This window comes from Mycolicibacterium sp. 624 (assembly GCF_040548615.1).
Classification (GTDB): Bacteria; Actinomycetota; Actinomycetes; order Mycobacteriales; family Mycobacteriaceae; genus Mycobacterium.
On record NZ_JBEPRZ010000002.1, the window covers coordinates 690,584 to 715,687 of the forward strand.

The window sequence follows — 25,104 nt, forward strand, 5'->3', positions numbered from 1 at the left end:
GTCACCCGCCGCGCGCCATCCCGCGTCCTTCTCGGCGCCGCGTTCAGCGTTCGACCAGATTCAATCGCTCGACCAACCAGCGCCTCAGCTCCGGTCCGTAGTCATCGCGCTCCAACGCAAAGTCAACCGCAGCCTTGAGGTAGCCGCCGGGATTTCCCAAGTCGTGTCGGCGGCCCCGATGAACGACGACGTGAACCGGGTGCCCCTCGTCAATGAGAAGCGCGATCGCGTCGGTCAGCTGGATCTCACCGCCGACGCCGCGCTTCACCCGCCGCAAGGCGTCGAAGATGGCCCGGTCGAGCACGTAACGGCCTGCTGCCGCGTACAGCGACGGCGCATCCTCGGCCTTCGGCTTCTCGACCATGCCGAGGACCTTCAAGACATTCGGGTTGTCGGCGTCGGGCAGCACCTCGACGTCGAAAACGCCGTAGGCGCTGATCTCCTCGCGCGGCACCTCGATGGCGCACAGCACAGAGCCGCCGCGCTTGGCGCGCACCTTCGACATCGTCTCCAGCACGCCCGTCGGCAACACCAGGTCGTCGGGCAGCAGCACCGCGATGGCGTCCTCGTCGGGCAGCAGCTTCTCCTCGACGCACCCGACGGCGTGGCCCAGTCCCAGCGGTTCGGCCTGTACGACGGACTCGACCTTGATCAGTCCGGGCGCCCGGCGCACCTTCTCCAGCATCACGTGCTTGCCGCGAGCCTCGAGCGTGCCCTCCAGGATGAGGTCCTGCACGAAGTGGGCGACAACACCGTCCTTGCCCTCGGACGTGACGATGATCAGCCGCTCGCCACCAGCCTGCGCCGCCTCGGCGGCGACGAGTTCGATTCCCGGCGTGTCAACGACGGGTAGCAACTCCTTGGGCACGGTCTTTGTGGCCGGGAGGAATCGCGTTCCCAACCCGGCGGCGGGAACCACCGCGGTACGCGGTATCCGCACCTGAGCCTGTGTCGTCATCGTTGACACCATATCGCCATACCCTGCTGGCAGCGCCGTCTAGTCCGCGAGGTCAGCGCCCCGACACGCCGTTGGATGACAAGGTGTAGCCGTGAATGCGGACACGACCAAGGCCGAACTGCGCAGGTCGATCCTGCGCGCGCGTCGCGAGATCTCCGCCGAGCAACGTCGGTCGGAGGCCGAGGCTCTGCTTCGTCATCTGGTCGCGCACGTGCCAGCGAACGCGACGGTCTGCGCGTATGTGCCCGTCGGATCGGAGCCTGGCTCGCGCGAGATGCTGGACGCGTTGGTCGCAGCGGGCGTGCGGGTCCTGCTACCCGTAGCCCGCGAGGTCGACGGGCATCCGCGGCCCCTCGCGTGGGGCGAGTACGACGCCGACGGGCTTGTCGAGGCCCCGTTCGGGCTGCGCGAGCCCGCGCCGCCGTGGCTGCCACCCGAGGCCATCGCGCAGGCCGCGCTGGTATGCGTACCCGCGCTGGCCGTGGACCGGTCGGGCGTGCGACTCGGACGGGGCGCCGGCTTCTATGACCGCTCGCTGCACCTGGCCTCGCCGACGACAACACTGGTCGCCGTCGTCCGCGACGAGGAGTTGGTTGAGCACCTGCCCGGTGAGGCCCACGACGTCCCGATGACGCACGCGCTGACGCCGAACCTGGGTCTCGTCCGACTCGGCATCGCCTCCTGAGGGGAACGGCCTAGCAGTCGCGCAGCACATCGGCCATGGCGTCCTTCTCCTTGCCCGACACCCACAGGCCGTACGCCGACTTCACCTCGACCTGCCTGGCGACGAACTCGCAACGGAAGGCCACGTTGGGCGGCAGCCAGCTGGCTGCATCGCGAAAAGCCTTGTCGAAGTTGGCGTTCCCCGCCACGGCGAGCAGGTTGCGCGGATCGTTGGCGAAGTCACGACGACGTTGATCGTCCCAGTTCCGCGCCCCCTTGTACCAAGCGTCCGACAGCGACACGACGTGATCGATCTGAACTGCGTCGGACGTCGACGGGCCCCGGACGAAGTCGATGACCTGGCCGCTGTAGGGGTCGCGCAGGGTGCCACGCTGGGCGAAGCACGTGCCCGACCGCAGCACCAGATTCACGAGGTCGCGGCGCAGCACGTCGTCGCGGGTATTGCAGCCGTTGTGGCCGAACTCGACGTTGACTTCGTCACTCCAGGCCCTGCCGAACCGGTGTCGCGAGTAGTCGCTGCGGCGGTCCCAGGCCTTGACCGGCAGCCGGCCGAGATCGGCCCTGGCCTGGTCGAATGCGATCGTGCCCGCCGACGGTGACGCCGCCTCGTCCGCGCCGGGCCTGGAGTCGGAACGCACCGCGACCCACACCAGGACGGCGATTCCGAGCACCACGAGCACCAGCAGTACGGGAATGCGCCGACCCATTTAGCGGTTCTAGCACTTGCACCGGTAGAGTGCTAACAAGTTTGACCATTCCCGGAGGGTTAAAGTGCCTACCTATTCCTACGCCTGCACCGAGTGCGACAACCGCTTCGATGCGGTTCAGGCGTTCACCGATGATGCGTTGACCTCGTGCGAGAAGTGCACCGGACGGCTCCGCAAGCTCTACGGGTCGGTCGGCGTGGTGTTCAAGGGCAGCGGCTTCTATCGCAATGACAGCCGCGACTCGTCCAAGACGACGGCCTCAAGCTCGTCGAACGGTTCGAAGAGCGGCGACTCCTCGTCATCGACGTCGTCCTCGTCGGACTCCTCGAGTTCCAGCTCGACTTCGGGTTCGAGTTCTAGCAACTCAGGCAGCTCCGGCTCCGGCTCCGGCAGCTCCAGCTCGTCGAGTTCCAGCAACTCAGCTCCCGCCGCGGCATCCAGCTAGGCGCGTCGAGCTAGTTATCCACAGGCCGGCCCTCGCGGTCTGGCCCGCTCTCCCCCCGCTGCCTACCGTGGCCACGTGGGGAATTCCATCGATGCGTCGCCGCTCAGTCGGCTCCTGGTCGCGCTGCGGCCCGACTGGACGCGAACCATCGCCGCACGCCGCACCCTCGCCGGGCTCCTGGTGTTGCTGGCCGCCGTTGCCGCACTACGCCCCGACCCGGCCGATGGCCGCGCCGACGTGGTGGTGGCCACGCGCGATCTGACCCCGGGCGTCGCCCTGAGCGCCACCGATCTGCGCGTCGAATCCCATTCGGCGACCACGATTCCCGACGGAGCCCAATCCAATCCGGTTGAGCTCGTCGGTATGACGCTCGCCGGTCCGACACGACGCGGCGAGGTACTCACCGACATACGCGTGCTGAGCCCGCGTCTCGCCGAGGCCACTGCCGGACCCGACGCCCGCGTGGTTCCGCTTGCGCTGGCCGATCTCGCGCTGCTGGACCTGCTGCGCCCCGGAGACGTGGTGGACATCCTGGCCGCGAGTTCGGTTGCCCCCGGCGGCAGTACCGACGCGCCACCACGGGTGGTCGCGACCAACGCCGTCGTCGTCCTGGTGTCGGAGCGCTCGTCGTCCCCGGCGAGCGGGGACCACCGCGTGGTGCTGGTGGCTTTGCCATCACATGCGGCCGCCGACGTCGCGGGCGCCTCGCTCACTCAGGCCGTGACGCTGACGCTGCGCTGAGATCAGCTCGGCGGCAGGGGAAGTGGAGCAGTGGACGGGCTGGACGGGCCTCCCTCAAGCGCGTCCATCACCATGTCGGTGAGTTCATCCGTCGATGACGTCGGGGCGGGGGCGATGCTTGGCGGCGGCGCCGGGGTGGTCGGTTCCGCCCCCGCGGCCCCCGCGGACAGAATCGAGAACCCGGCCAGGACTGCCACTGCAACGAACGACTTCAACCGCATCGACACCTGCTGAAGCTAGCACCGTACTGCCGTCGCCGCAGTCGCAGCGGGGCTACCGTTAGCTGTCTGAAAAGCACACCACAGGACGGAGCACGCTCGTGTTGAAGGGCTTCAAGGAATTTCTCTCACGCGGCAACATCGTCGATCTCGCAGTCGCGGTCGTCATCGGTACCGCTTTCACCGCGTTGGTCACCAAGTTCACCGAGAGCATCATCCAGCCACTCATCGATCGCATCGGTGCCGGCGGTGATAGCGAGTACGGCATCTTGAAGATCGGCATCGGCGGCGGCCAGACCATCGACCTGAACATCCTGTTGTCCGCGGCCATCAACTTCGTCCTGGTGGCGGCGGTGGTGTACTTCCTGGTCATGATGCCCTACGAGCGACTCCGCAAGCGGGGTGAAGTCGAGCAGGCCCAGGACACCGAGCTGAGCCTGCTGACCGAGATCCGCGATCTGCTGGCTGGCGAGACCGACGGCAGGCACGTCACCGGTCCCGGCACCGGCCCCAGCCCCGACACCGCGAAGATGACGAGCGCCGACAGGGACTAACCACCTCCCGCCGAACGTGAAGACGATGGCGAGTTGCGGGCGGTTTCTCGCACACTTCTTCACGTTGGACGCCGACGAGAACAGCCCCCGACCAAATGGCCGGGGGCTGTTCTCGTTCTGGCGAGGCTTAGCTCAGTTCATGTTCCAGGGCTCGCCGTAGGTGGTGACGCTGTCGCCGGTGCTCGAGATCAGACGAGCGAACGGACGCAGCAGCACACCGCCGGCAGCACCGGTGACGGTGCCGTGAGCGTTGGAGACCGCGACGGCACCCTCAGGGCCGGCGACGTCCACGGAGAAGGTCGCGACCTCCTGGATGCCCGGGCCGTTGCCCAGGTCAGCACTGATCGACACACCGGGGAACAGGTTCGGGGTGATGACCGAGTTCAGGCCGAAGGGAGGACCGGTGATGTCGCCATCGTCGATCAGGATGTTGGGGGTCGTGTAGGAGAAGTTGATACCGACGCCCAGCGACCAGGGGAAGCCGATCTGGTAGCCCAGCTCCAGGGTGCCCTCGAACTCATCGGCACCGGGGCCGGCCACGATGTACTTGGCCTTGCCGGAGTGGAACCACTCACGAGTCAGGCGGTTGCGGTCGAGCGGGAACACACCGTTGAGGAAGGTGTCCCACTGCTGGACCGTCAACGTGCGGTCCTTGCCATCGACCAGGCTCAGCTCATTATCCAGACCTGCGTGAGAGGTGCCCGTGGTCGCGAACAACGCCGCGATGGACGCGACCAGCGCGACCAACACCCGAGTGATTGCCTTCATGTCATCCTTTGTTGGTTGATTGGTGCAAGACCCCCACCCCCACCAAGCTGCACGTGCCGACCGGACCAGGCCCGGTCGGCACGTGGCGCTTGATTCAGTTAATCGCCGCAGAGGCGTGAAACGTTAGTTCATGTTCCAGGGCTCGCCGTAGGTGGTGACGCTGTCGCCGGTGCTCGAGATCAGACGAGCGAACGGACGCAGCAGCACACCGCCGGCAGCACCGGTGACGGTGCCGTGAGCGTTGGAGACCGCGACGGCACCCTCAGGGCCGGCGACGTCCACGGAGAAGGTCGCGACCTCCTGGATGCCCGGGCCGTTGCCCAGGTCAGCACTGATCGACACACCCGGGAACAGGTTCGGGGTGATGACCGACTCGAGGCCGAAGGGAGGACCGGTGATGTCACCATCGTCGATCAGGATGTTGGGGGTCGTGTAGGAGAAGTTGATACCGACGCCCAGCGACCAGGGGAAGCCGATCTGGTAGCCCAGCTCCAGGGTGCCCTCGAACTCATCGGCACCGGGGCCGGCCACGATGTACTTGGCCTTGCCGGAGTGGAACCACTCACGAGTCAGGCGGTTGCGGTCGAGCGGGAACACACCGTTGAGGAAGGTGTCCCACTGCTGGACCGTCAACGTGCGGTCCTTGCCATCGACCAGGCTCAGCTCATTATCCAGACCTGCGTGAGAGGTGCCCGTGGTCGCGAACAACGCCGCGATGGACGCGACCAGCGCGACCAACACCCGACTGATTGCCTTCATGTTCTCCCTAGCTACGTCGAAGGTGATCCGGCACGGCTCACCGCTGTCTGTCAGATGTGCGGTGTTACTGCTTAACCACACACCGTGCAAGAGCTACGTGTGAATGGAATTAGAAACCTCACATGTTGCTCTTACGAAATGCTCATCGTTGACAGCAGAAACATAACGGGGGGGCATCCACCCGGCAACGCAAGCGCAGAAGTTCGGTTACGGCCGAAATAGAACGTGTTCCGATTTGCTGGGGTACTCCAGCGGGGTTCCACGCACCGCGCGCACGGCACTACGGATTACCTAGCAGTCAGCGCGATCTGAAGGTCACGGCGGCGGCACGAGAGGCCGCGACCAGGAGCGACAACCTTCGCTCAATACGAAACGCCAGGTCAGGAGTGGTGCGGCGGCACGTTGTCACGCAGCCACCGTTCGCGGTCCAAATCGTCGCCGGGGTGGCCGTCGTCACGTTCGTCGCTAGTGGTATCGGGAATCTCGTCCCCGAAAATTTTGTTAACTGAATGATGCGAGTGGCGTCCGGAGTTGCTCATTGCCAGTCCTCAGTGTGATGAAGGTCACATTTGAAAGATCATGCCTGTTCACCCGTCGTTAACACAACGGGGTCCGCACAGCGACAGTTCACATCATTGTGAATATTGACGTCGATATGCATATATGCAAGCGCGGGCATATCGCGGCTGACCCGGGCGTGCGGACCTATATCTCTAGGCTGGAGAGCTGCCCGATCACCTGACTGGCGAGTGGGCCAAGGGTGGCCATGCCGTCGCGTACCGCGCCGCGTGAACCGGAGATGTTCACAACCAGCGTGCTACCCGAGATGCCGGCCAAACCGCGGGACACGCCCGCGTCCACAATCCCGGCGGACAGCCCCGAGGCGCGCAGCGCCTCGGCGATGCCGAGAAGCTCGCGGTCCAGGATGGTCCGGGTGGCCTCCGGTGTGACATCCCTGGGGGTGACACCGGTACCACCCACCGAGATGACCAAATCGACGCCGCCGATGACGGCAGTGTTCAGCGCATTGCGGATCTCCACCTCATCAGCGGACACCACGACGACACCGTCTACGACGAAACCCGCCTCACCGAGCAGCTCGGTGACCACCGGTCCGCTGTGGTCCTCCTCGTCACCGTGCGCGGTGCGATCGTCCACGACGACGACAAGCGCGCGCCCCACCAACTCTGCCGGCTGTTCCATATGCCCAACCGTATATGCCTGAACCGACGGGAGCGTGACCATTTTCAGCCGTGGCCGCTCTGGTGCCGTGGTCACTGTGCCGCCTTTCCGAGGGTGACGTCGACCGAACGTGGCTGGCCGGACTGGTCAAGGTAGGTCAACGTGACCTTGGTACCCGGTGCCTTCGACCTGACGGCCGCCACGAGAGCGTCGGCGCTGCCGATCGGACGGTCGTCGACCTTGGTCACGATGACACCGCTGGGCAGACCCGCTGCCGCCGCGGCACCGTTGTCGGTGACCTCGACGATCTTGGCCCCGTCGACGGTCGCGTCATTGCCCACCTGCACACCCAACGAGGCATGCGAGGCCGTACCGCTCTGAATCAGTTCGTCGGCGATGCGCTTGGCCTGATCGACCGGAATCGCGAAGCCAAGCCCGATCGAACCGCTCTGTGCCTGCGCCGAGTCGCCACCCAGGGTCGCGATGGCCGAGTTCACGCCGACCAGTTCGCCGCTCATATTGACCAGCGCACCACCCGAGTTACCCGGGTTGATGGCCGCATCGGTCTGGATGGCATCGAGCACGGTGTTCTGGTTTCTCGCATCGCCGCCTGCGGCGACCGGACGGTTCAGCGCGCTGACGATACCGGTGGTGACGGTGCCCTCGAGGCCGAGCGGCGATCCGATGGCCACCACGTCCTGGCCCACGCGCAGATTCGCCGACGAGCCGAGCGCTATGGGAGTGAGTCCACTCACTCCTTCGGCGCGGACCACCGCGATGTCGCTACTGGGATCGGTGCCCACCACGGAGAACGACGTCGTGCTGCCGTCAGCGAAGGTGACCTTGGTCTGCACGGAGCCCGCGTTCGGGGCGCCGTCCTTGGCCGCCGACACGACGTGGTTGTTCGTCATGATGAGACCGTCGGAGGAGAGGATGATGCCCGACCCCTCCTCGGACTGCTTACCCATGTCGGTCTCCAGCTTCACCACGCTGGGCACCACCTTGGCCGCGACCTGCTCGACAGACCCGGCGGGCAGGTTCGCGGCAGGCTCACCCGGCGTTGCATCCGAGAACACGGAGGTGATCGACCCGCGGTCCGGCTGGGCCAGCGTGGCCACACCGCCACCGATACCGGCGGACACCACGGCGATCGCCAGTGCTCCGATGGTCAAAGCGCCTGCGCGGGAACGCTTCCGCGGCGGCACCGCCCCGGGTCCGCCGGGCATGTTGCGCGGCTGAGGTGCACCTGGGTAGGGATCGTGCGGTCCGCGGTACGCCTGCTGCTGCGTCACGTAGCGCCAGTCGTAGTTCGGCTGGCCAGGCCCCGGTCGCGGGGGACCCCCGGGATAACCCGGCGCCACGGAGTCATACGGCCCTGGCCGGTTTCCCGGCGGTGGCGGCGGCGTGTACCTCGGGTGGTTGGTCATTTTGCGGTCGGCGCTCTTCCTTCGAGTTGCTGCTCGGTCCTACACGGGTCACCACTACAACGAAAGGCTGAGCCTGACAATGCCCCATCGGGCTGAGAATCCACTTAGAGAACGCTCGGCACGCCCGAAGACTTCCCCGAGAACCAGCTTGTTAACCATTGTCGGCGGTCAGGCTGGCGCCGTCCACCGCTCCGCCCGCGCGTGTCGCGACGGGGCGGCCGGGCAGGACCAGGTGAATCGAGGTGCCGGGCGGGATGCCGCCGGGCACGGTCTCCTCGATCCGAAGCGCCCCACCGTGTTTGAGCACCACCTGCTTGACGATCGCCAAGCCGAGACCCGATCCGGGCATCGCACGCGCCGCGGTGGACCGGTAGAAGCGCTCGAAGACCAGGCCCCGCTCCTCGGCAGGGATGCCCGGGCCGTGGTCGGACACGACGAGTTCGGCATTGAACGGGTCAAGTTGTGTCAGCCGCACGGCGACGCGCCCGTTCGGCGGGCTCCACTTGGCCGCATTGTCGAGAAGGTTCAGGACTGCCCGCGACAAGCCCGCGTCGTCACCGTGCACCTCCCAGCCCACAACACGGACGTCGAACTCGATGTCGTTGCGGCGCCGCCGAACTCGTTCGAGGCTGCGCTCGACGACCTCCGCCAGGTCTACCGCCTCGTACACGGCCACGCCCTCGTCGTCGCGTGTCAGGTCGACCAGATCGCCCACCAATGTGGACAGCTCCTCGATCTGCGCGATGACGTCGGTCCGCAGCCCGGCCATCTCCTCGTCGGGAAGCCGCGGAGCGCCCGGCTCCATCGACGCCATCAGCAACTCGACGTTGGTGCGCAACGACGTCAGCGGGGTGCGCAGTTCGTGGCCGGCGTCGGACACCAGGCGAGCCTGGCGCTCCCGCGACTCGGCCAGCGCGTTGAGCATCATGTTGAACGCCTCGGTCAGCCTGGCCAACTCGTCGTTGCCGTGCACCGGAATCGGCCGCAGGTCATCGGTGCGGGCCACCCGCTCGGCAGCCTGTGTCAGGCGGGCCACGGGTCTGAGCCCCGTTCGGGCCACCGTTCCTCCCGCGATCGCCGCGATGGCCATGCCCAGGCCGCCGACGATCAGCAGGATGGTGCCGAGTCGATTGAGCACCATGCCGGTGGGCTCGATGCTCTTGGAGATCAGCAGCGAGCTGCCGTTGGACAGTCGGTACGCCAGGACCCGCTGGTGGTCCACCGTGCGCAGCGACATGTGCAGCTTGCCGAGGATGACGTCCTTCTCCGGCTGCCCGAGCGGCAACGTCTCACCAGCCTGGTTGGCGGTGTAGATCGACCGGCCGGGGTTCACCAGCATGGCGTTGACGTCGGAGTACGCGGTGCCCTCGATTGCCTTACCGGGGTCGGCCGCCAACGATCCGCTCTCGATCAGGAGTCGGGCGCGGCTCTGCAGTTGGTTGTCGACGTCCTGATAGAGCGCCCTGGAGACGACGACGTAGACGGCGACGGCCATCAGCACCACGACCATCGCCACCATCGACATCGCCAGCAGCATCACCCGCCAGCGCAGGGACACCGAACTGGCGGTGTGCAGGGGGTCCTGGGCCGCGGTCCGGAGTCGCGGGAACCTCGACGTGGCCATCAGGGTGGCGTCTCACGCAGCACGTAACCCACCCCTCGCACGGTGTGGATTAGGCGCGACTCCCCCTCGGCTTCTGTCTTGCGACGCAGATATCCGACGTACACCTCAAGGGCGTTGCCCGACGTGGGGAAGTCGAAGCCCCACACCTCCTCGAGAATCCGGCTGCGTGTCAGCACCCGGCGCGGGTTGGCGATCAGCATCTCCAGCAGGGAGAACTCTGTGCGGGTGAGGCTGATGTGGCGGTCCCCGCGGGTGACGTCACGGGTCACCGGGTCGAGGCTCAGGTCGGAGAACGTCATCGGGACCGACTCGGCCCGGTCGTCGATCGTGGTGCGGCGAAGCAGCGCCCGCATACGGGCGAGCAGCTCCTCGAGCGCGAAGGGCTTTGGCAGGTAGTCGTCGGCGCCGGCGTCGAGACCAGCGACGCGCTCGGAGACCGAGTCACGGGCTGTCAGCACCAGGATCGGCATGTCATCCCCGGTGCTGCGCAACTGGCGGCACACCTCGAGGCCGTCCAGACGCGGCATCATCACGTCCAGCACGAGGGCATCGGGTCGATCGCTGGCAATGCGCTGAAGGGCTTCGAGGCCATCCTGCGCCAGTTCCACTGAGTATCCGTTGAAGGAAAGGGAACGGCGCAGGGATTCGCGCACAGCGCGATCGTCGTCTACGACAAGAATCCGCACAGGCACAGTTTCAACCCACTATCTGAGAGTGGACTGAGAGGCGCGCCACGCGGCGGCGAGGAACGTGAAACTTATCGGCGGTCGAGATTGATGAGGCCGAGTCGCGCGGCCTTGAGCAGGCGACGCGGCACCTTGTGCTGCTGACCAGCAACGGTGACGCCCACGAGTTCGGGCTTTTCGGCCTTCCACTGCGCGCGCCGGCTACGGGTGTTCGAACGCGACATCCTCCGCTTGGGCACAGCCATGACGTACATCTCCTCGCTCAGGGTCGCCGCGCACACGAGGGCAGCGGCAATTGGCTCCAAGGATAGCCCGTGGGCTGCGTTGCCTCCAAAACGGCGCAGAGCCCGGGTGCCGCGGCTAGGCGTTCACGGTGCACAGCACGACGGAGTCGCGGGTGTGGAACACGCGGTTGGTGTCCGGCCCGCACAACGGCTCGTTGGCGACGTGCTGCGTGACCCGGTAGTTGCGGTCCGGGTCCGAGCACGGCACTGGCGCGACGTTGATGAGGTTCAAGTAGTCGATGGTGAGGTCGTCCCCGACGTCGATGCACATCCCGACCGGAAAGTCGGCGGCCATTCCCGACGAGCGGGGGGCGGGGTAGGCGTTCGCGGGGATGCCTGCGGTCAGCAGCGCGGCGACGATGGCCGCGGCCGCGGCGCAAATGCGGAGCATGCAGGGACTATAGGACCGTGGACAGCAGCGAGTGGTCCATTGCGAGGCATTGTCGCGATCTGGCCGTGACCGGCGAGGTCGATCCTTGACTTGGGACCGGTGGTACCGACTAACCTACCGGTTGGTCGAGGCGTCTGGTTGATGGGAGTTTGGGTTGAGCGGTGCTGAGGGCAGGACCCGGGAGCCTGTGCGGATCGGCAACTGTTCGGGCTTCTACGGCGACCGGCACGCCGCAATGCGCGAGATGATCACCGGCGGCGATCTCGACTACGTCACCGGTGACTATCTCGCGGAACTGACGATGCTGATCCTGGCCCGCGACCGCGCCAAGGCCCCCGACCGCGGTTACGCCAAGACATTTCTGACACAGCTCGAGGAGTCCCTCGGCTTGGCGCTCGAACGCGGCGTCAAGATCGTCGCCAACGCGGGCGGGCTCAATCCTGCCGGTCTGGCCGCGGCGGTCCGCGCGCTGGCGCAGCGACTCGGGCTCAGCGTGAACGTCGGGCACGTCGAGGGTGACGACCTGATCGCCCGCGCCGATGAGTTCGGCTTCGACAACCCGCTCTCAGCCAACGCCTATCTCGGCGCGTGGGGCATCGTCGACTGTCTCAACGCGGGCGCCGATGTCGTCGTCACGGGCCGGGTCACCGACGCCTCGGTCATCGTCGGGCCTGCCGCAGCGCACTTCGGCTGGACTCGTACCGACTACGACGCTCTCGCCGGCGCGGTGGCGGCCGGCCACGTCATCGAGTGCGGCACCCAGGCCACCGGCGGCAACTTCGCCTTCTTCGCTGAACTGATGCGCGGCGGTGTCGACCTCCTCCATCCCGGCTTTCCGCTGGCCGAGATCAGCGCGGACGGGTCATCGGTCATCACCAAGCATCGCGGTACGGGTGGACGGGTCAGCACCGACACCGTGACCGCACAACTCCTCTACGAGATCGGTGGCGCGCGCTACGCGAACCCCGACGTGACACTGCGGGTCGACAGCGTGACGCTCACCGCCGACGGACCCGACCGCGTCCGAATCAGCGGGGTGAAGGGCGAGCCTCCCCCGCCGACGCTCAAGGTGTCACTCAACAGCGTGGGCGGCTTCCGCAACGCCATGACATTCGTGCTGACGGGCCTCGACATCGAGGCCAAGGCCGATCTGGTGCGCAGGCAACTGGAGTCGAGCCTGAGGGTCAAACCCGCTGAACTGGAGTGGACGCTGGCCCGCACCGACCATCCCGACGCCGACACCGAGGAGTCGGCCAGCGCGCTGCTGCGGTGCGTCGTCCGCGACCCGGATCCGGCGAACGTGGGCCGTCACTTCTCCTCGGCCGCAGTCGAACTCGCGCTGGCCAGCTATCCGGGCTTCACCACCACCGCCCCGCCAGGCGATGGACAGGTCTACGGCGTGTTCACCCCCGGCTACGTCGACGCGACGCTGGTGCCCCACGTCGCCGTGCACGCCGACGGCACCCGCACCGATATCGCCGTCGCCACCCAGACCCAGGCGCTGGAACCGGTGCCCGCTCCGGCGCCGCCCGAACCGCCGGCGCTCGGCGAGACCCGCCGCGTCCCACTCGGCACCATCGCGGGCGCCCGCAGCGGAGACAAGGGCGGTGACGCCAACGTCGGCGTCTGGGTTCGCGCCGGGGCGAGCGAAGCGACGGAAGGGATGGCAGACGCGCAGTGGCAGTGGCTGGCCAACGCGCTGACGGTCGAGAAGCTGCGCGAACTGCTTCCCGAGACGGCCGGCCTGTCCGTCACCCGACACCTGCTGCCCAACCTGCGCGCGATGAACTTCGTCATCGAGGGCATTCTCGGCAAGGGCGTCGCCCACCAGGCCCGCTTCGACCCTCAAGCCAAGGGACTCGGCGAATGGCTGCGCAGTCGTCACATCGAGATACCGAAAGGCCTCCTACCGTGAATACCTGGACCACGCCGGAACGCGAGGCGCTTCGAAAGACGGTGCGCGACTTCGTTGAACGCGAAATCCTGCCGAACGCCGAGGAGTGGGAACGCACCGGCGATCTGCCACGCGAACTGCACCGCAAGGCCGGCGACGCGGGGCTGCTCGGCGCGGCGTATCCCGAGGCGGTCGGCGGCGGGGGCGGCGATGGCATCGACGCGGTGATCATCTGCGAGGAGATGCACCAGGCGGGCGCCCCCGGCGGCGTGTTCGCCTCGCTGTTCACGTGTGGCATCGCGGTGCCGCACATGATCGCGTCAGGTGACCAGCGACTGATCGACACGTACGTGCGGCCGACGTTGGCGGGCGAGAGGATCGGCGCACTGGCCATCACCGAGCCCGGCGGAGGTTCGGACGTCGGGCACCTGACCACCAGGGCCATCAAGGACGGCGATCACTACATCATCAACGGCGCCAAGACCTACATCACCTCCGGCGTGCGCGCCGACTTCGTGGTGACCGCGGCACGTACCGGAGGGCCGGGCGCCGGCGGTGTCTCGTTGATCGTGGTCGACAAGGCCACACCGGGTTTCGAGGTCACCCGCAAGCTCGAGAAGATGGGCTGGCGCTCCTCGGATACCGCGGAGCTGTCCTACACCGACGTTCGCGTTCCGGTCGCCAACCTGATCGGCCCGGAGAACACCGGCTTCCTGCAGATCGCCGCGGCGTTCGTGTCCGAGCGGGTCGGCCTCGCCGCACAGGCGTATGCCAGCGCGCAGCGCTGCCTCGACCTCACCGTGAAGTGGTGCCGCGACAGGGAAACCTTTGGCCGGCCGCTGATCTCACGCCAGTCCGTGCAGAACACACTGGCCGAGATGGCCCGCCGCGTCGACGTCGCTCGCGTGTACACCCACCATCTGGTGGACCGACAGCTAGCCGGTGACACGAACCTCATCACCGAGGTCTGCTTCGCCAAGAACACCGCGGTCGAGTCCGGCGAGTGGGTGGCTCACCAGGCCGTGCAGCTGTTCGGCGGTATGGGCTACATGGCCGAGTCCGAGGTCGAGCGCCAGTTCCGTGATATGCGCATCATCGGTATCGGTGGCGGCACCACGGAGATCCTGACCGGCCTGGCCGCCAAGACCCTGGGGTATCAGTCGTGACCGCCCTCAAGTCGACGCTCGACGTGCGGTCGAAGGTCTTCGCCGACGCGGCCGAGACCATGACCACCAAGCTCGCCGAACTCGACACCGAGCACGCCAAGGCGCTGGCCGGCGGCGGCGCCAAGTACGTCGACCGGCACCACGCGCGCGGCAAGCTCACCGCCCGCGAGCGCCTCGAACTGCTGCTGGACCCCGACTCCCCGTTCCTGGAGCTGAGCACGCTGGCCGCGTGGGGCACCGACTTCACCGTCGGCGCCAGCGTCGCGACGGGTATCGGCGTGATCGAGGGCGTCGAGTGCGTGATCGTCGCCAACGACCCGACGGTCAAGGGCGGCACCAGCAATCCGTGGACCCTGAAGAAGATCCTGCGCGCCAACCAGATCGCCCTCGAGAACCGGTTGCCAGTGATCTCGCTGGTGGAGTCGGGCGGCGCCGACCTGCCGACGCAGAAGGAGATCTTCATCCCCGGCGGACGGATGTTCCGGGACCTGACCCGGTTGTCGGCGGCCGGTATCCCGACCGTCGCGCTGGTGTTCGGCAACTCGACCGCGGGTGGGGCCTACGTCCCCGGCATGTCCGATCACGTCGTGATGATCAAGGAACGCTCGAAGGTGTTCCTCGCCGGGCCGCCGCTGGTGAAGATGGCCACGGGCGAGGAATCCGACGACGAGTCCCTCGGCGGCGCCGAGATGCACTCGCGGACATCGGGGCTCGGTGACTACCTCGCCATCGACGAACTCGACGCGATCCGGATCGGACGCCGCATCGTGGCGCGGTTGAACTGGCGCAAACAGGGGCCGGCACCGGCGCCTGTCACCGAACCACTGTTCGACCCCGAGCAGCTCATCGGCATCGTGCCCGCCGATCTGCGTATCCCGTTCGACCCGCGCGAGGTCATCGCCCGCGTCGTCGACGGCTCCGACTTCGACGAGTTCAAGCCGCTCTACGGCGGGTCGCTGGTCACCGGGTGGGCGACCCTGCACGGCTACCCGATCGGCATCCTCGCCAACGCCCGCGGCGTGCTGTTCTCCGAGGAGTCTCAGAAGGCCACCCAGTTCATCCAGCTGGCCAACCGCTCCGACACGCCGTTGTTGTTCCTGCACAACACCACCGGCTACATGGTCGGCCGCAAGTACGAGGAGGGCGGGATGATCAAGCACGGCTCGATGATGATCAACGCGGTCTCCAACTCGACCGTGCCGCACATCTCGCTGCTGATCGGCGCCTCCTACGGCGCGGGCCACTACGGCATGTGTGGCCGCGCGTATGACCCCCGGTTCCTGTTCGCCTGGCCGAGCGCGAAGTCGGCGGTCATGGGCGGCACGCAGCTGGCCGGCGTGCTGTCGATCGTCAGCCGCGCGGCCGCCGAGGCTCGCGGCCAGGAGGTCGACGAGGCCGCCGACGCCGCGCTGCGCGCCGCCGTCGAGGCACAGATCGAGGCCGAGTCGCTGCCGATGTTCCTGTCCGGCCGCATCTACGACGATGGCGTCATCGATCCGCGCGACACCCGTACGGTGTTGGGAATGTGTCTGTCCGCCATAGCCAGTGGCCCGATCGAGGGGACGTCGAACTTCGGCGTCTTCCGGATGTGAGCGCGCACATGATCACCACAGTGCTGGTCGCCAATCGCGGTGAGATCGCCCGCCGTGTCTTTGCCACCTGCCGTCGCCTCGGCCTCAACACCGTCGCGGTGTACACCGACCCCGACGCGCACAGCCCGCACGTCGCCGAGGCCGACGCCCGGGTGCGTCTCGAGGGACGGCACGGATACCTCGACGGCGCGCAGTTGATCGCCGCCGCGCGGGCTGCCGGAGCCGACGCGATCCATCCCGGCTACGGATTCCTCTCCGAGAACGCCGAATTCGCCGAGGCCGTGCAGCAGGCGGGGTTGACCTGGATCGGCCCGCCCGTGCCCGCGGTCGCGGCCATGGGGTCCAAGATCGAGGCCAAGAAGATGATGGCCGCGGCCGGGGTCCCTGTGCTGGCCGAACTCGACCCCGAGACCGTAACCGCCGCCGAACTCCCCGTGCTGATCAAGGCGTCGGCCGGTGGTGGCGGGCGCGGTATGCGTGTGGTCCGCAATCTCGATGAGCTGCCCGAGCAGGTGGAAGCCGCCCAGCGCGAGGCGAAGTCGGCGTTCGGCGATCCCACCGTGTTCTGCGAGCGATACCTGGCCACCGGTCACCACATCGAGGTTCAGGTGATGGCCGACGCGCACGGCACCATCTGGGCGGTAGGCGAGCGCGAGTGCTCGATTCAGCGACGCCACCAGAAGATCATCGAGGAGGCCCCCTCACCGCTGGTCGAACGCATCGACGGCATGCGTGACAGGCTGTTCGAGGCGGCCCGCCTGGCGGCTGAGGCGATCGGCTACACCGGGGCGGGCACCGTCGAGTTCATGGCCGACCAGCAGGGCGACTTCTTCTTCCTCGAGATGAACACGCGCCTTCAGGTCGAGCATCCGGTCACTGAGGAGACCACGGGCCTGGACCTGGTCGCGCTACAGTTGCACGTCGCCGACGGTGGCCGCCTAGCCGCGCAACCACCTGTTGCACAGGGACATTCGATCGAGGTTCGGCTCTACGCCGAGGACCCGGCGAAGAACTGGCAGCCACAGGCCGGGCCCGTACATCGGTTCGACGTGCCCACCGCTCGCGCCGCGTTCAGCACGCTCGGCGGCGTCGGCGTGCGCGTCGACACCGGCGTCGTGGACGGTTCGGAGGTGTCGATCTTCTACGACCCGATGCTGGCCAAGGTCATCTCATGGGCGCCCACCCGCAGGCAGGCCGCAGGCGTGCTGGCCGACGCGCTGGCCCGCACCCGGCTGCACGGCATCACCACCAACCGCGAACTGCTGGTGAACGTGTTGCGTCACCCGGCGTTCCTCGACGGCAACACCGACACCGGGTTCTTCGACACACACGGGCTGGCCGAGTTGGCCGCTCCCCTGGCTGACGAGCAGGCCGTGCGGCTCTCGGCACTGGCCGCAGCGCTGGCCGATGCGGCGCATAACCGCAGCACCGCAACGGTTCTGGGCGCGCTGCCCGGCGGGTGGCGCAACGTGGCGTCGGGTTACCAGACCAAGACATATCGCGACGCCGCGGGCGGCGAGCACGAGGTCGCCTACAGGTTCGTGCGCGGCCGCCTCGACCTGCCCGACGGGCAGGACACGACACTGGTGTCGGCCACCACCGACCGGGTGGTGCTGGGCAGCCGCATCGGGGCGAGCGGAGCGACGGGGGAAAACGCTGTGGAGCGCCCGTTCGACGTCGCACGCTACGGCGATCAGGTGTTCGTCGACGGGCCGCTGGGCCCGGTGCGCCTCACCGTCCAACCCCGCTTCGGAGACCCCGACGCCGCGGTCGCGCATGGGTCACTGCTGGCGCCCATGCCCGGATCGGTGATCCGGGTCGACGCGGCGGTGGGCGACAAGGTCAAGGCCGGCCAGGCCCTGATCTGGCTGGAGGCCATGAAGATGGAGCACACGATCACCGCCCCAAGCGCGGGCATCATCACCGAACTCAACGTCGACGCGGGCCAACAGGTCGATGTCGGCGCCGTACTCGCTCGCGTCGAAGACGCCTGAGCCCATCACAGGAGGAGAACACCCATGAGCTTTGTGGAGACCGAGGAACAGCAGGCCCTGCGCAAGGCCGTGGCGGCGATGTCCGCCAACTACGGCCCCGACTACTACCTCGAGAAGGCCCGGGCGGGTGAGCACACCGACGAGTTGTGGAGCGAGGCAGGGAAACTCGGCTTCATCGGCGTGAACCTGCCCGAGGAGTACGGCGGCGGCGGGGCAGGTATGTACGAGCTGAGCCTGGTCATGGAGGAGATGTCAGCAGGCGGTTGCGCACTGCTGATGATGGTGGTGTCACCGGCCATCAACGGGACAATCATCAGCAAGTTCGGCACCGAGGAGCAGAAGCGGCGCTGGGTCCCCGGTATCGCCGACGGCACCATCACGATGGCCTTCGCCATCACCGAACCCGACGCCGGATCGAACTCGCACCGCATCACCACCACCGCGCGTCGCGATGGCAGCGACTGGGTCCTGTCCGGGCAGAAGGTCTTCATCTCGGGTGTCGACCAAGCCCAGGCCGTACTCGTCGTCGGCCGCACCGAGGAGGCCAAGACCGGCAACCTCAAGCCCGCGCTGTTCGTCGTTCCGATCGACACACCCGGCATGTCGTGGACCAAGATCGACATGGAGATCGTCAGCCCCGAGAGCCAGTTCCAGCTGTTCCTCGACGACGTGCGGTTGCCCGCCGACGCGCTGGTCGGATCCGAGGACGCGGCGATCGCCCAGCTGTTCGCGGGGCTCAACCCCGAACGCATCATGGGCGCTGCGAGCGCGGTCGGCATGGGCCGGTTCGCGATCAACAAGGCCACCGACTACGTCAAGACCCGGCAGGTCTGGAAGACGCCGATCGGCGCGCACCAGGGCATCTCACATCCGCTGGCGCAGAACCACATCGAGATCGAACTGGCCAAACTCATGATGCAGAAGGCGGCCACGCTCTACGACCTGGGTGATGACGGCGGCGCGGCCGAGGCCGCCAACATGGCCAAGTACGCAGCCGGCGAGGCATCGGTGCGCGCCGTCGACCAGGCGGTGCAATCCCTCGGCGGCAACGGCCTGACGAAGGAGTACGGCATCGCCTCGGTGCTGACGGCGTCACGCCTTGCCCGTATCGCCCCGGTGAGCCGCGAGATGATCCTCAACTTCATCGCCCAGACGTCACTGGGACTCCCCCGGTCCTACTGATGAGCGCCGTTGTCCGATACGGCGTCTCGGCGGGGATCGCGCGTCTGACGCTGGACTCACCGCAGAACCGCAACGCCCTGTCCACAGCGCTAGTGACGCAGTTGCACGACGGGTTACGCAGCGCCGCTGCCGATCCGACGGTGCGCTGCGTCATCCTCGGGCACGAGGGTGGCACGTTCTGCGCTGGCGCGGACCTCGGTGAGGCCGCCGGGCGCGAGCCAGGTGACGTCGCCGTCGACCGAGCCAGGGAGATGACCCGGTTGTTGCGTGCCATCCTGGAACTGCCTGTGCCGGTCATCGGTGCCATCGACGGCCATGTGCGCGCGGGCGGTCTGGGTCTGGTGGGCGCGTGCGACGTCGTCGTGGCAGGACCGTCGAGCACGTTCGCCCTCACGGAGGCCCGCATCGGTGTCGCACCGTCGATCATCTCGCTGACGCTGCTGCCCAAGATGTCGGCGCGTGCCGCGGGCCGCTACTTCGTCACCGGGGAGAGGTTCGGCGCTGCCGAGGCTGCCGATATCGGGCTGATCACCATCGCCGCCGACGATGTCGAGGCGCGGGTGGCGGCACTGGCGGCTGAGGTGGCCAAGGGATCGCCGCAGGGTTTGGCGGCGTCCAAGGCGTTGACCACGGCGGCCATCCTCGATGGCTTCGACCGGCACGCGGACTCGTTGACCGAGCAGTCGGCGCGGCTCTTCGTGTCCGACGAGGCGCGCGAGGGCATCCTGGCGTTCCTGGAGAAGCGGTCGCCGAACTGGACGCCGTCCTGAGCCCGGCCCGATTGCGAAACCGAGTTACCGGGCAGTAGGAGGATTCCCCAGAATCGTGGTCTCAGCAGCCGAAACGGTGTCAGTTTGCGCAACACTATTGCGTGTCAGTGCGTTCGCCGTAGGCTCGTCGTGATGACTACTCCAGCGCCGCGCAACGGATCAACGCGCGCTGCCGACACGGACCGCATGCAGGTCGCTCAACTGCTCACGGAGGCCGCCGCTCAAGGGCGCCTGAAGATGTCCGAGTACGAGGACAGGCTGAACCGGGCCTACGCCGCCCAGACCTTCGGTGAGCTGGAGCGGCTCAGCGCCGACCTGCCCGACGTCGCCACGTCATCGTCACGTGACTGCGGTCCGTGCCGTCCCGCTCCCTCAACGCTGCTGTTGGCGATCATGAGCGGATTCGAGCGAAGGGGCCGCTGGAACGTCCCCAGGAGGCTGACCTCCTTCGCACTGTTCGGCGGCGGCGTCATCGATCTGCGCTACGCCGACTTCACCTCGCCGGAGGTGGAGATCCACTCCTACTCAATCTTTGGCGGGCAGACGATTCTGCTGCCGCCGGAGATCAACGTCGACGTCCACGGCGTGGGCGTGATGGGCGCCTTCGACCACATCGGCGAGGTGGGGTCGCCGGGTGCGCCCCAAGTGACCATCCGCGGCTTCTCGCTGTGGGGCAGCGTCGGCATCAAGCGCAAGAAGCGCAAGAACTCCTGACGCGACAGCTGGCCCGCGCCGGCTCCTCATCGTTGATCTCGACCCACGAAAAGCATTGACCCACGAAAAGCGTCGGCCCCCTCCGAAATCCGGAAGGGGCCGACGTCTCGTGTCAGTGTGACGAGGTGCGGTGACTACTCGCCGCCGCCATCACCGCCGCCATCGCTGGCGCCACCGGCGTTGCCACCTGCCTTGCCTGGGTCAGAGGCAGCGGGCGCACCACCGGTCGCGCCCTTGACGCCCTTCACGAAGCCGTTCACCCTGTCGGCCAGACCATTCCAGCCCCAGGCGCCGCCGCCGCGCTTGCCGTTTGCATTGGCGCCACCCGGGAGGATGATCACGGGTTCGACCTTGTTGCCGGTCTTGACGTTCGTGGCGGTGTCCTCTTCCGAGGACGCCTCCTTCTCCTTGACCACGGAGGTGGACTCGGGAGCGGGTGCCGGGGCAGCCTCCGGTGCCGCTTCGACGGGCGCCGCCACGGGCGTCGCTTCGAGCGCGGCCTTCGGCTTGGGAGCGAACTTCTCTGCCAGCTTGGCCAGATCTGAGCCGGGGGTGGCGCCAGCGTCGGTGGTGTCGCTCTCAAGCGTCTTCGCGTCGGGGGTCTCCTCGACGTCCGCCACGGTGACGACGGCAGTCTTCGCAGCCGGCGCAGGCGGGGTCACCGGACCGACGAGCAGGTAGCGGATCACGCCCGTGATGCCGTTGTCGAAGAACTCGTTGGTGAGATTCCGCGCGTTCGTATCACCGAACGCGAGCAGTCCCGCCCTGATGACCTCGTCGATACCGCCGTCGAAGTACGTCTCGATCAAGGCCTTCTGCACATCGTCGCCGGCCGCGTTGACGAGCCGGTTCCGCACGACCTGGGTCGCGCCGCCATCCCAGTAGTCGTCGAGGACGGCTTCCTGGTCCGAGTTCAACCCGGTGCCCTTGATCGTGTTGTAGACCACGCCGAAGCTGCCACGACGGGCCGCGTTGCCATTGCCCACGAAGTTGAGTTCGTCGCTGAAGATCTGGTTGCCGTTTGCGTCGTAGGTCAGATTGCCGTCAGCGTCCAAGACCGGCACCCGCTGCGAGTTGACGTACTGAAGCTTCGGGGTGCCGTCCGGGTTCAGTACCGGATTCCCATTCTCGTCGAGGACCGGCTCCGTGACCCGCACGTAGGTCACTTGACCCGCCGAGTTCACGACCTTCTTGTAGACCTTCGTGTACACCGGAACTGCCTGCGAGTTGTATTCCGTCGGCGCGTTCCAGAAGGTGTCGAGGATGCGACGCTGATCGGCACTCAGACCCCGGTCGGCGAGGAACTTGAAGGCCAGGCCCTGCGCGCCGACCTGGGCGATGTTCTCCGAGTAGTCGTCGTTGCGGGCACCACCGAAGTACGTGTTGATGTACTCACGCTGCAGCGGGTCATTGGTGGCCGCGAGCAGACGCTCCCGCGCCAGCTCGCTGACCCCACCTCCGAAGAAGGTGTTGATCTCGTCTGCGAACGCTGGGTTGAACGCGGTCAGGAACACCTGGGCCAGGCTGGTGGCACCGCCAAGGAAGTAGGTGTTGATCAGGGCCTGACCGATGAGGTCGTTCTCGGTGGCGGCCAGCAGAAGCTGCTGGGCCACGCCTACCGCACCCGTGCGGATCCCGTCAGGGGACTCACCGAAGTAGGTGTTGATGAAGGGCACCACGTTCGGATCCGTGATCAACGCGTTGAGCGCGACATCGGTGTCCTTGGCCACCTTGATATCGCCCGGCGACATCGGCGGTGCGATGGCCACGGTGGCGGCAACGGCACCGGTGGCAGCAAACGCCACGCTTGCAGTGACGAACGGGCGGAGTGCCATATGCGTTCCCTCAGATCTGATGACGGCTCGAAGTCCTGGCTCCGCAGTGGCGAGCCACTGAGAGAAACCTGAGAAGACAATAAACGGTTTTGAAAGTTTTTGCCACGACAAATACCCGAAGTTTGCACCTGGCTCACCGACGGCGGGCTTTCACGCCGCCGGCCACGCCTTTCGGCCGACCCCCTCGGCTAATTCGAACCCACCCTCACGAACGCCTGGACAGCACCTGTTTTCGATGGCAACCAGCCGGCGAAATTCACCGCGACCGGCCACGATCAAGATCTGCCACGGTCGGCCGCCCGGACCTGCTCTCCAAATGCTCTACCGACAGCTAAATGAAGTTAACCAACGGCACATCACGAGTTGGCTTCAGCGACGTTTGCGGGACCGCAGCTAGTAACTGACCACCGCAGTGCCCCAACCCCCGAGTTGAGTCCCCACCACGCGACCCTCGAGGCGACGCGCCACCTGATCGATGACCCGCGCCAGACCCGGGTCGCCGCCCGCCCGAAGATGGTCACCTGCGCGCGCAGACGGGCAATCTCGTCGAACCCGCAAACAAGTGTTCTCGCCCCAGCGTGACGCCGATTGGCTACTTGCCGCCTTCAGTGCCGCCGCCGGCACCGGGGTCAGCGGCGGCCGGGGCACCGCCACCGGTCGCACCCTGGACGCCCTTCACGAAGCCGTTGACCCTGTCGGCCAGACCATTCCAGCCCCAGGCGCCGCCGCCGCGCTTTCCGTTCTGAGCGGCAGCTCCCCCCGGGAGAATGATGACGGGCTCGACCTTGTTGCCGGTCTTGACGTTCGTGGTGGCCTCCTCCTCCGACTTCTCCTCCACTACCGCGGGGGTGGCCTCAGGCGCGGGTGCCGGCGCTGTGACGGGTGCAGGCGCGGGCACCACGACGGGAGGGGTGGCCGGCTCCGGGTCCACCACGGGAGTGGCGGCCGGCTCCGGGTCCACCACGGGAGCGGTGGCCGGCTCGGGGTCCACCACGGGAGCGGCGGATACCTCTGCGATGACCGGTTTCCTCCCGAAGGCGGTCGCCACCTTCTTGGTCAGCGTGGTCACATCGCCGACGGTGGCCCCTTCCTCAGAGACCTCCTCGGTGTTCGCGACGCGAAGCATCGTGGTCTCCGGCGGCACGGGCGGGCCCTCCTCTTCCGGCAAGGGGCCGGTGAGCAGGTACCGGACGACGCCGGTGATGCCGTTGTCGAAGAACTCATTCCATAGATCCTTCGACCGCTGGTCAGGCGAGAGCCCCACCAATATGGTCTGCGCGACCTTGTCGATGCCGCCGTCGAAGTAGTCCCCGATGAGCTGGTCCGCCACGGGGTCGGGCGAGAGCGCTATCAGCACCACCTTGACGACCTCGCTGATGCCGCCATCCCAGTAGGCGTCCAGGACGGTCTTCGCGTCGCCGCTGATTCCGGTGCTCGCGATCACGTTGTAGATGACGCCAAAGGTGCCGCGCCTGGCCGGGTTCGAGTTGCCAGTCCAACCGATGACTTCGGTGCTGAAGATCTGATTGCCGGCCGCGTCGAAGGTCGGATTGCCGTCCGCATCCAGGACCGGCTCAAACGTCGAGGTGGCCTGTTCGCCGGTGGCGGGGTCGATGACCGGCACGATCGTGCCGCTGCCTGGTGGCGACTCCTGAAAGACCGGCGTCGTGATCGGAACGGCCTGCGGGTTCTCTCCCGTCTGCGCATTGAAGAAGGTGTCGAGGTTCGCGCGCAGCTCGCCGCCGAGACCGAGTCCGGAGAGGACCTTCCAGGCGATACCCGACGCGCCGTTCTGCGAGACGTTCGTTGAGCCGTCGTCATTGACGTGGTCCGGGTCGCCGAAGTAGGTGTCGATCCACTCTTGTTGCTCTGGAGTGGCGAACTGGTCGAGGTACACCCGCGTCGCGTCGGCGAGACCGTCGTTGAAGTAGGCGTCGATCAGCTCGACCGACTGCGGACTGGGGTTGTCCCGCGTCAGGAGCAGCCGGATGACGTCGGACAGGCCCTCCTCGAAGTAGGAGTCGATGACCTCGGTGGCACGGGGGTCGTTGACGGTGGCGTTCTGCAGCAGCTGCTGGAGCACACCGAAGGCGTGGATGGTGCCGGGATTGCCGGGGTCACCCGGGAACTGGCCGAAGTAGGTGTTGATCAGATCTCGGAGGTCGGCGTTGAGCGCGACCTCGGTGTTCTTGGCGACTTGCACGTCGCCGGGAGACATCGGCGGTGCGATGGCCACTGTCGCAGCCACGACACCGGCGGTGGCAAAGGCCACCCCTGCTGTGAGAAAAGGGCGAAGTGCCATGTAAATCCCCCCAAGGATCCTGGACCTGAGAAGAACATAAGCGCTTTCGAACGTTTTTGCCACGCGAAAGCCGAAGAAACTCAGATCACTCGCCGAGAGCCGACGTTTGCACCCTCCTAGCGAACCCTGCCAACGTTCGCCAGCGATCCTCCAACTGCAGCACAAGGACGGTTTCCAGTTCCTACGGCGAGGTGGAGCTAGTTGCAATCGACAGGAATTTGAGTCGC

25 protein-coding genes and 2 pseudogenes are annotated in these 25,104 nt (G+C 66.9%); 11 read left to right on the top strand and 16 right to left on the bottom strand.

Going from position 1 to position 25,104, the window contains the following annotated elements; all coding sequences use genetic code 11:
* Positions 1-43: 43 nt before the first annotated feature.
* Positions 44-958, bottom strand: a complete 915-nt coding sequence (locus ABIA65_RS10305; RefSeq protein ID WP_241403421.1) for a UTP--glucose-1-phosphate uridylyltransferase — start codon at positions 956-958, stop codon at positions 44-46.
* A gap of 91 nt (positions 959-1,049) precedes the next feature.
* On the opposite strand from ABIA65_RS10305, the gene ABIA65_RS10310 reads away from it, so the two are divergent.
* Entirely contained in the window at positions 1,050-1,643 is a 594-nt protein-coding gene (locus ABIA65_RS10310; protein ID WP_241403420.1) for a 5-formyltetrahydrofolate cyclo-ligase, read from the top strand.
* 10 nt (positions 1,644-1,653) lie between these two features.
* On the opposite strand, the gene ABIA65_RS10315 is transcribed toward ABIA65_RS10310, so the two are convergent.
* Positions 1,654-2,349 (bottom strand): HNH endonuclease family protein, encoded by a 696-nt coding sequence (locus tag ABIA65_RS10315; RefSeq protein WP_354523450.1) that lies wholly within the window; start codon positions 2,347-2,349, stop codon positions 1,654-1,656.
* Between the two features lie 64 nt (positions 2,350-2,413).
* On the opposite strand from ABIA65_RS10315, the pseudogene ABIA65_RS33485 reads away from it, so the two are divergent.
* Positions 2,414-2,554: pseudogene (locus ABIA65_RS33485) on the top strand (FmdB family zinc ribbon protein); the annotation flags it as partial.
* A gap of 14 nt (positions 2,555-2,568) precedes the next feature.
* Here the strand turns inward: ABIA65_RS33485 and ABIA65_RS33490 are convergent.
* Positions 2,569-2,766, bottom strand: a complete 198-nt coding sequence (locus tag ABIA65_RS33490; RefSeq protein WP_502919556.1) for a hypothetical protein — start codon at positions 2,764-2,766, stop codon at positions 2,569-2,571.
* Positions 2,767-2,869: 103 nt separating this feature from the next.
* Here ABIA65_RS33490 and ABIA65_RS10325 point away from each other — a divergent pair, with 103 nt between their 5' ends.
* Complete coding sequence (locus ABIA65_RS10325; RefSeq protein WP_354523452.1) at positions 2,870-3,535, top strand: SAF domain-containing protein; 666 nt, start codon at positions 2,870-2,872, stop codon at positions 3,533-3,535.
* A 2-nt stretch (positions 3,536-3,537) separates the two neighbouring features.
* On the opposite strand, the gene ABIA65_RS10330 is transcribed toward ABIA65_RS10325, so the two are convergent.
* Positions 3,538-3,756 carry a hypothetical protein gene (locus tag ABIA65_RS10330; RefSeq protein ID WP_241405492.1) on the bottom strand — a complete coding sequence of 73 codons (219 nt, stop codon included), beginning with the start codon at positions 3,754-3,756 and terminating at the stop codon, positions 3,538-3,540.
* Between the two features lie 98 nt (positions 3,757-3,854).
* Here ABIA65_RS10330 and mscL point away from each other — a divergent pair, with 98 nt between their 5' ends.
* A complete protein-coding gene (mscL, locus tag ABIA65_RS10335; RefSeq protein ID WP_241403416.1) occupies positions 3,855-4,307 on the top strand; it encodes a large-conductance mechanosensitive channel protein MscL in 453 nt (150 codons plus the stop codon).
* Positions 4,308-4,439: 132 nt separating this feature from the next.
* Here the strand turns inward: mscL and mspA (ABIA65_RS10340) are convergent, their stop codons facing one another.
* The 9 genes from mspA (ABIA65_RS10340) to ABIA65_RS10380 form a co-directional block, all read right to left on the bottom strand.
* Positions 4,440-5,075 (bottom strand): porin MspA, encoded by a 636-nt coding sequence (gene mspA / locus ABIA65_RS10340; protein ID WP_241403415.1) that lies wholly within the window; start codon positions 5,073-5,075, stop codon positions 4,440-4,442.
* A 123-nt stretch (positions 5,076-5,198) separates the two neighbouring features.
* The gene (gene mspA / locus ABIA65_RS10345) at positions 5,199-5,834 is read right to left on the bottom strand and encodes a porin MspA (protein ID WP_241403414.1); all 636 of its coding nucleotides are present in this window, start codon (positions 5,832-5,834) and stop codon (positions 5,199-5,201) included.
* Positions 5,835-6,214: 380 nt separating this feature from the next.
* Positions 6,215-6,373, bottom strand: a complete 159-nt coding sequence (locus ABIA65_RS10350; RefSeq protein WP_241403413.1) for a hypothetical protein — start codon at positions 6,371-6,373, stop codon at positions 6,215-6,217.
* 166 nt (positions 6,374-6,539) lie between these two features.
* The gene (locus ABIA65_RS10355) at positions 6,540-7,079 is read right to left on the bottom strand and encodes a MogA/MoaB family molybdenum cofactor biosynthesis protein (RefSeq protein WP_241405491.1); all 540 of its coding nucleotides are present in this window, start codon (positions 7,077-7,079) and stop codon (positions 6,540-6,542) included.
* 29 nt (positions 7,080-7,108) lie between these two features.
* Complete coding sequence (locus ABIA65_RS10360; protein WP_354523453.1) at positions 7,109-8,443, bottom strand: S1C family serine protease; 1,335 nt, start codon at positions 8,441-8,443, stop codon at positions 7,109-7,111.
* Positions 8,444-8,594: 151 nt separating this feature from the next.
* Entirely contained in the window at positions 8,595-10,067 is a 1,473-nt protein-coding gene (locus tag ABIA65_RS10365) for a HAMP domain-containing sensor histidine kinase (protein ID WP_241403411.1), read from the bottom strand.
* Positions 10,067-10,753: a response regulator transcription factor gene (locus tag ABIA65_RS10370; RefSeq protein ID WP_241403410.1), complete on the bottom strand. Its 687-nt coding sequence runs from the start codon at positions 10,751-10,753 to the stop codon at positions 10,067-10,069. The genes ABIA65_RS10365 and ABIA65_RS10370 overlap by 1 nt, the downstream gene beginning before the upstream one ends.
* Before the next feature lie 71 nt (positions 10,754-10,824).
* Positions 10,825-10,998, bottom strand: a complete 174-nt coding sequence (gene rpmF, locus ABIA65_RS10375) for a 50S ribosomal protein L32 (RefSeq protein ID WP_241403409.1) — start codon at positions 10,996-10,998, stop codon at positions 10,825-10,827.
* A 115-nt stretch (positions 10,999-11,113) separates the two neighbouring features.
* Positions 11,114-11,428 carry a hypothetical protein gene (locus ABIA65_RS10380; RefSeq protein ID WP_354523454.1) on the bottom strand — a complete coding sequence of 105 codons (315 nt, stop codon included), beginning with the start codon at positions 11,426-11,428 and terminating at the stop codon, positions 11,114-11,116.
* 154 nt (positions 11,429-11,582) lie between these two features.
* Between ABIA65_RS10380 and ABIA65_RS10385 the strand changes: the two genes are divergently transcribed.
* The 7 genes from ABIA65_RS10385 (at position 11,583) to ABIA65_RS10415 (ending at position 20,740) form a co-directional block, all read left to right on the top strand.
* Positions 11,583-13,343, top strand: coding sequence for an acyclic terpene utilization AtuA family protein (locus ABIA65_RS10385; RefSeq protein ID WP_354523455.1), 1,761 nt, complete (start codon positions 11,583-11,585; stop codon positions 13,341-13,343).
* Positions 13,340-14,488 carry an acyl-CoA dehydrogenase family protein gene (locus ABIA65_RS10390; RefSeq protein WP_241403407.1) on the top strand — a complete coding sequence of 383 codons (1,149 nt, stop codon included), beginning with the start codon at positions 13,340-13,342 and terminating at the stop codon, positions 14,486-14,488. The genes ABIA65_RS10385 and ABIA65_RS10390 overlap by 4 nt, the downstream gene beginning before the upstream one ends.
* On the top strand, positions 14,485-16,080 hold the full coding sequence (locus ABIA65_RS10395; RefSeq protein WP_241403406.1) for an acyl-CoA carboxylase subunit beta: 1,596 nt from the start codon (positions 14,485-14,487) through the stop codon (positions 16,078-16,080). The genes ABIA65_RS10390 and ABIA65_RS10395 overlap by 4 nt, the downstream gene beginning before the upstream one ends.
* Before the next feature lie 8 nt (positions 16,081-16,088).
* Entirely contained in the window at positions 16,089-18,074 is a 1,986-nt protein-coding gene (locus ABIA65_RS10400) for an acetyl/propionyl/methylcrotonyl-CoA carboxylase subunit alpha (RefSeq protein ID WP_354523456.1), read from the top strand.
* A 24-nt stretch (positions 18,075-18,098) separates the two neighbouring features.
* Complete coding sequence (locus tag ABIA65_RS10405; protein ID WP_241403404.1) at positions 18,099-19,256, top strand: acyl-CoA dehydrogenase family protein; 1,158 nt, start codon at positions 18,099-18,101, stop codon at positions 19,254-19,256.
* Positions 19,256-20,026, top strand: a complete 771-nt coding sequence (locus ABIA65_RS10410) for an enoyl-CoA hydratase family protein (protein WP_354523457.1) — start codon at positions 19,256-19,258, stop codon at positions 20,024-20,026. The genes ABIA65_RS10405 and ABIA65_RS10410 overlap by 1 nt, the downstream gene beginning before the upstream one ends.
* A 132-nt stretch (positions 20,027-20,158) precedes the next feature.
* Entirely contained in the window at positions 20,159-20,740 is a 582-nt protein-coding gene (locus tag ABIA65_RS10415) for a DUF1707 SHOCT-like domain-containing protein (protein WP_241403402.1), read from the top strand.
* A 134-nt stretch (positions 20,741-20,874) separates the two neighbouring features.
* On the opposite strand, the gene ABIA65_RS10420 is transcribed toward ABIA65_RS10415, so the two are convergent.
* The 3 genes and pseudogenes from ABIA65_RS10420 to ABIA65_RS10430 form a co-directional block, all read right to left on the bottom strand.
* A complete protein-coding gene (locus ABIA65_RS10420; protein ID WP_354523458.1) occupies positions 20,875-22,575 on the bottom strand; it encodes a hypothetical protein in 1,701 nt (566 codons plus the stop codon).
* A 393-nt stretch (positions 22,576-22,968) separates the two neighbouring features.
* Positions 22,969-23,135: pseudogene (locus ABIA65_RS10425) on the bottom strand (hypothetical protein); the annotation flags it as partial.
* A gap of 32 nt (positions 23,136-23,167) precedes the next feature.
* Positions 23,168-24,877 (bottom strand): hypothetical protein, encoded by a 1,710-nt coding sequence (locus tag ABIA65_RS10430; protein ID WP_241403400.1) that lies wholly within the window; start codon positions 24,875-24,877, stop codon positions 23,168-23,170.
* Positions 24,878-25,104: the final 227 nt, after the last annotated feature.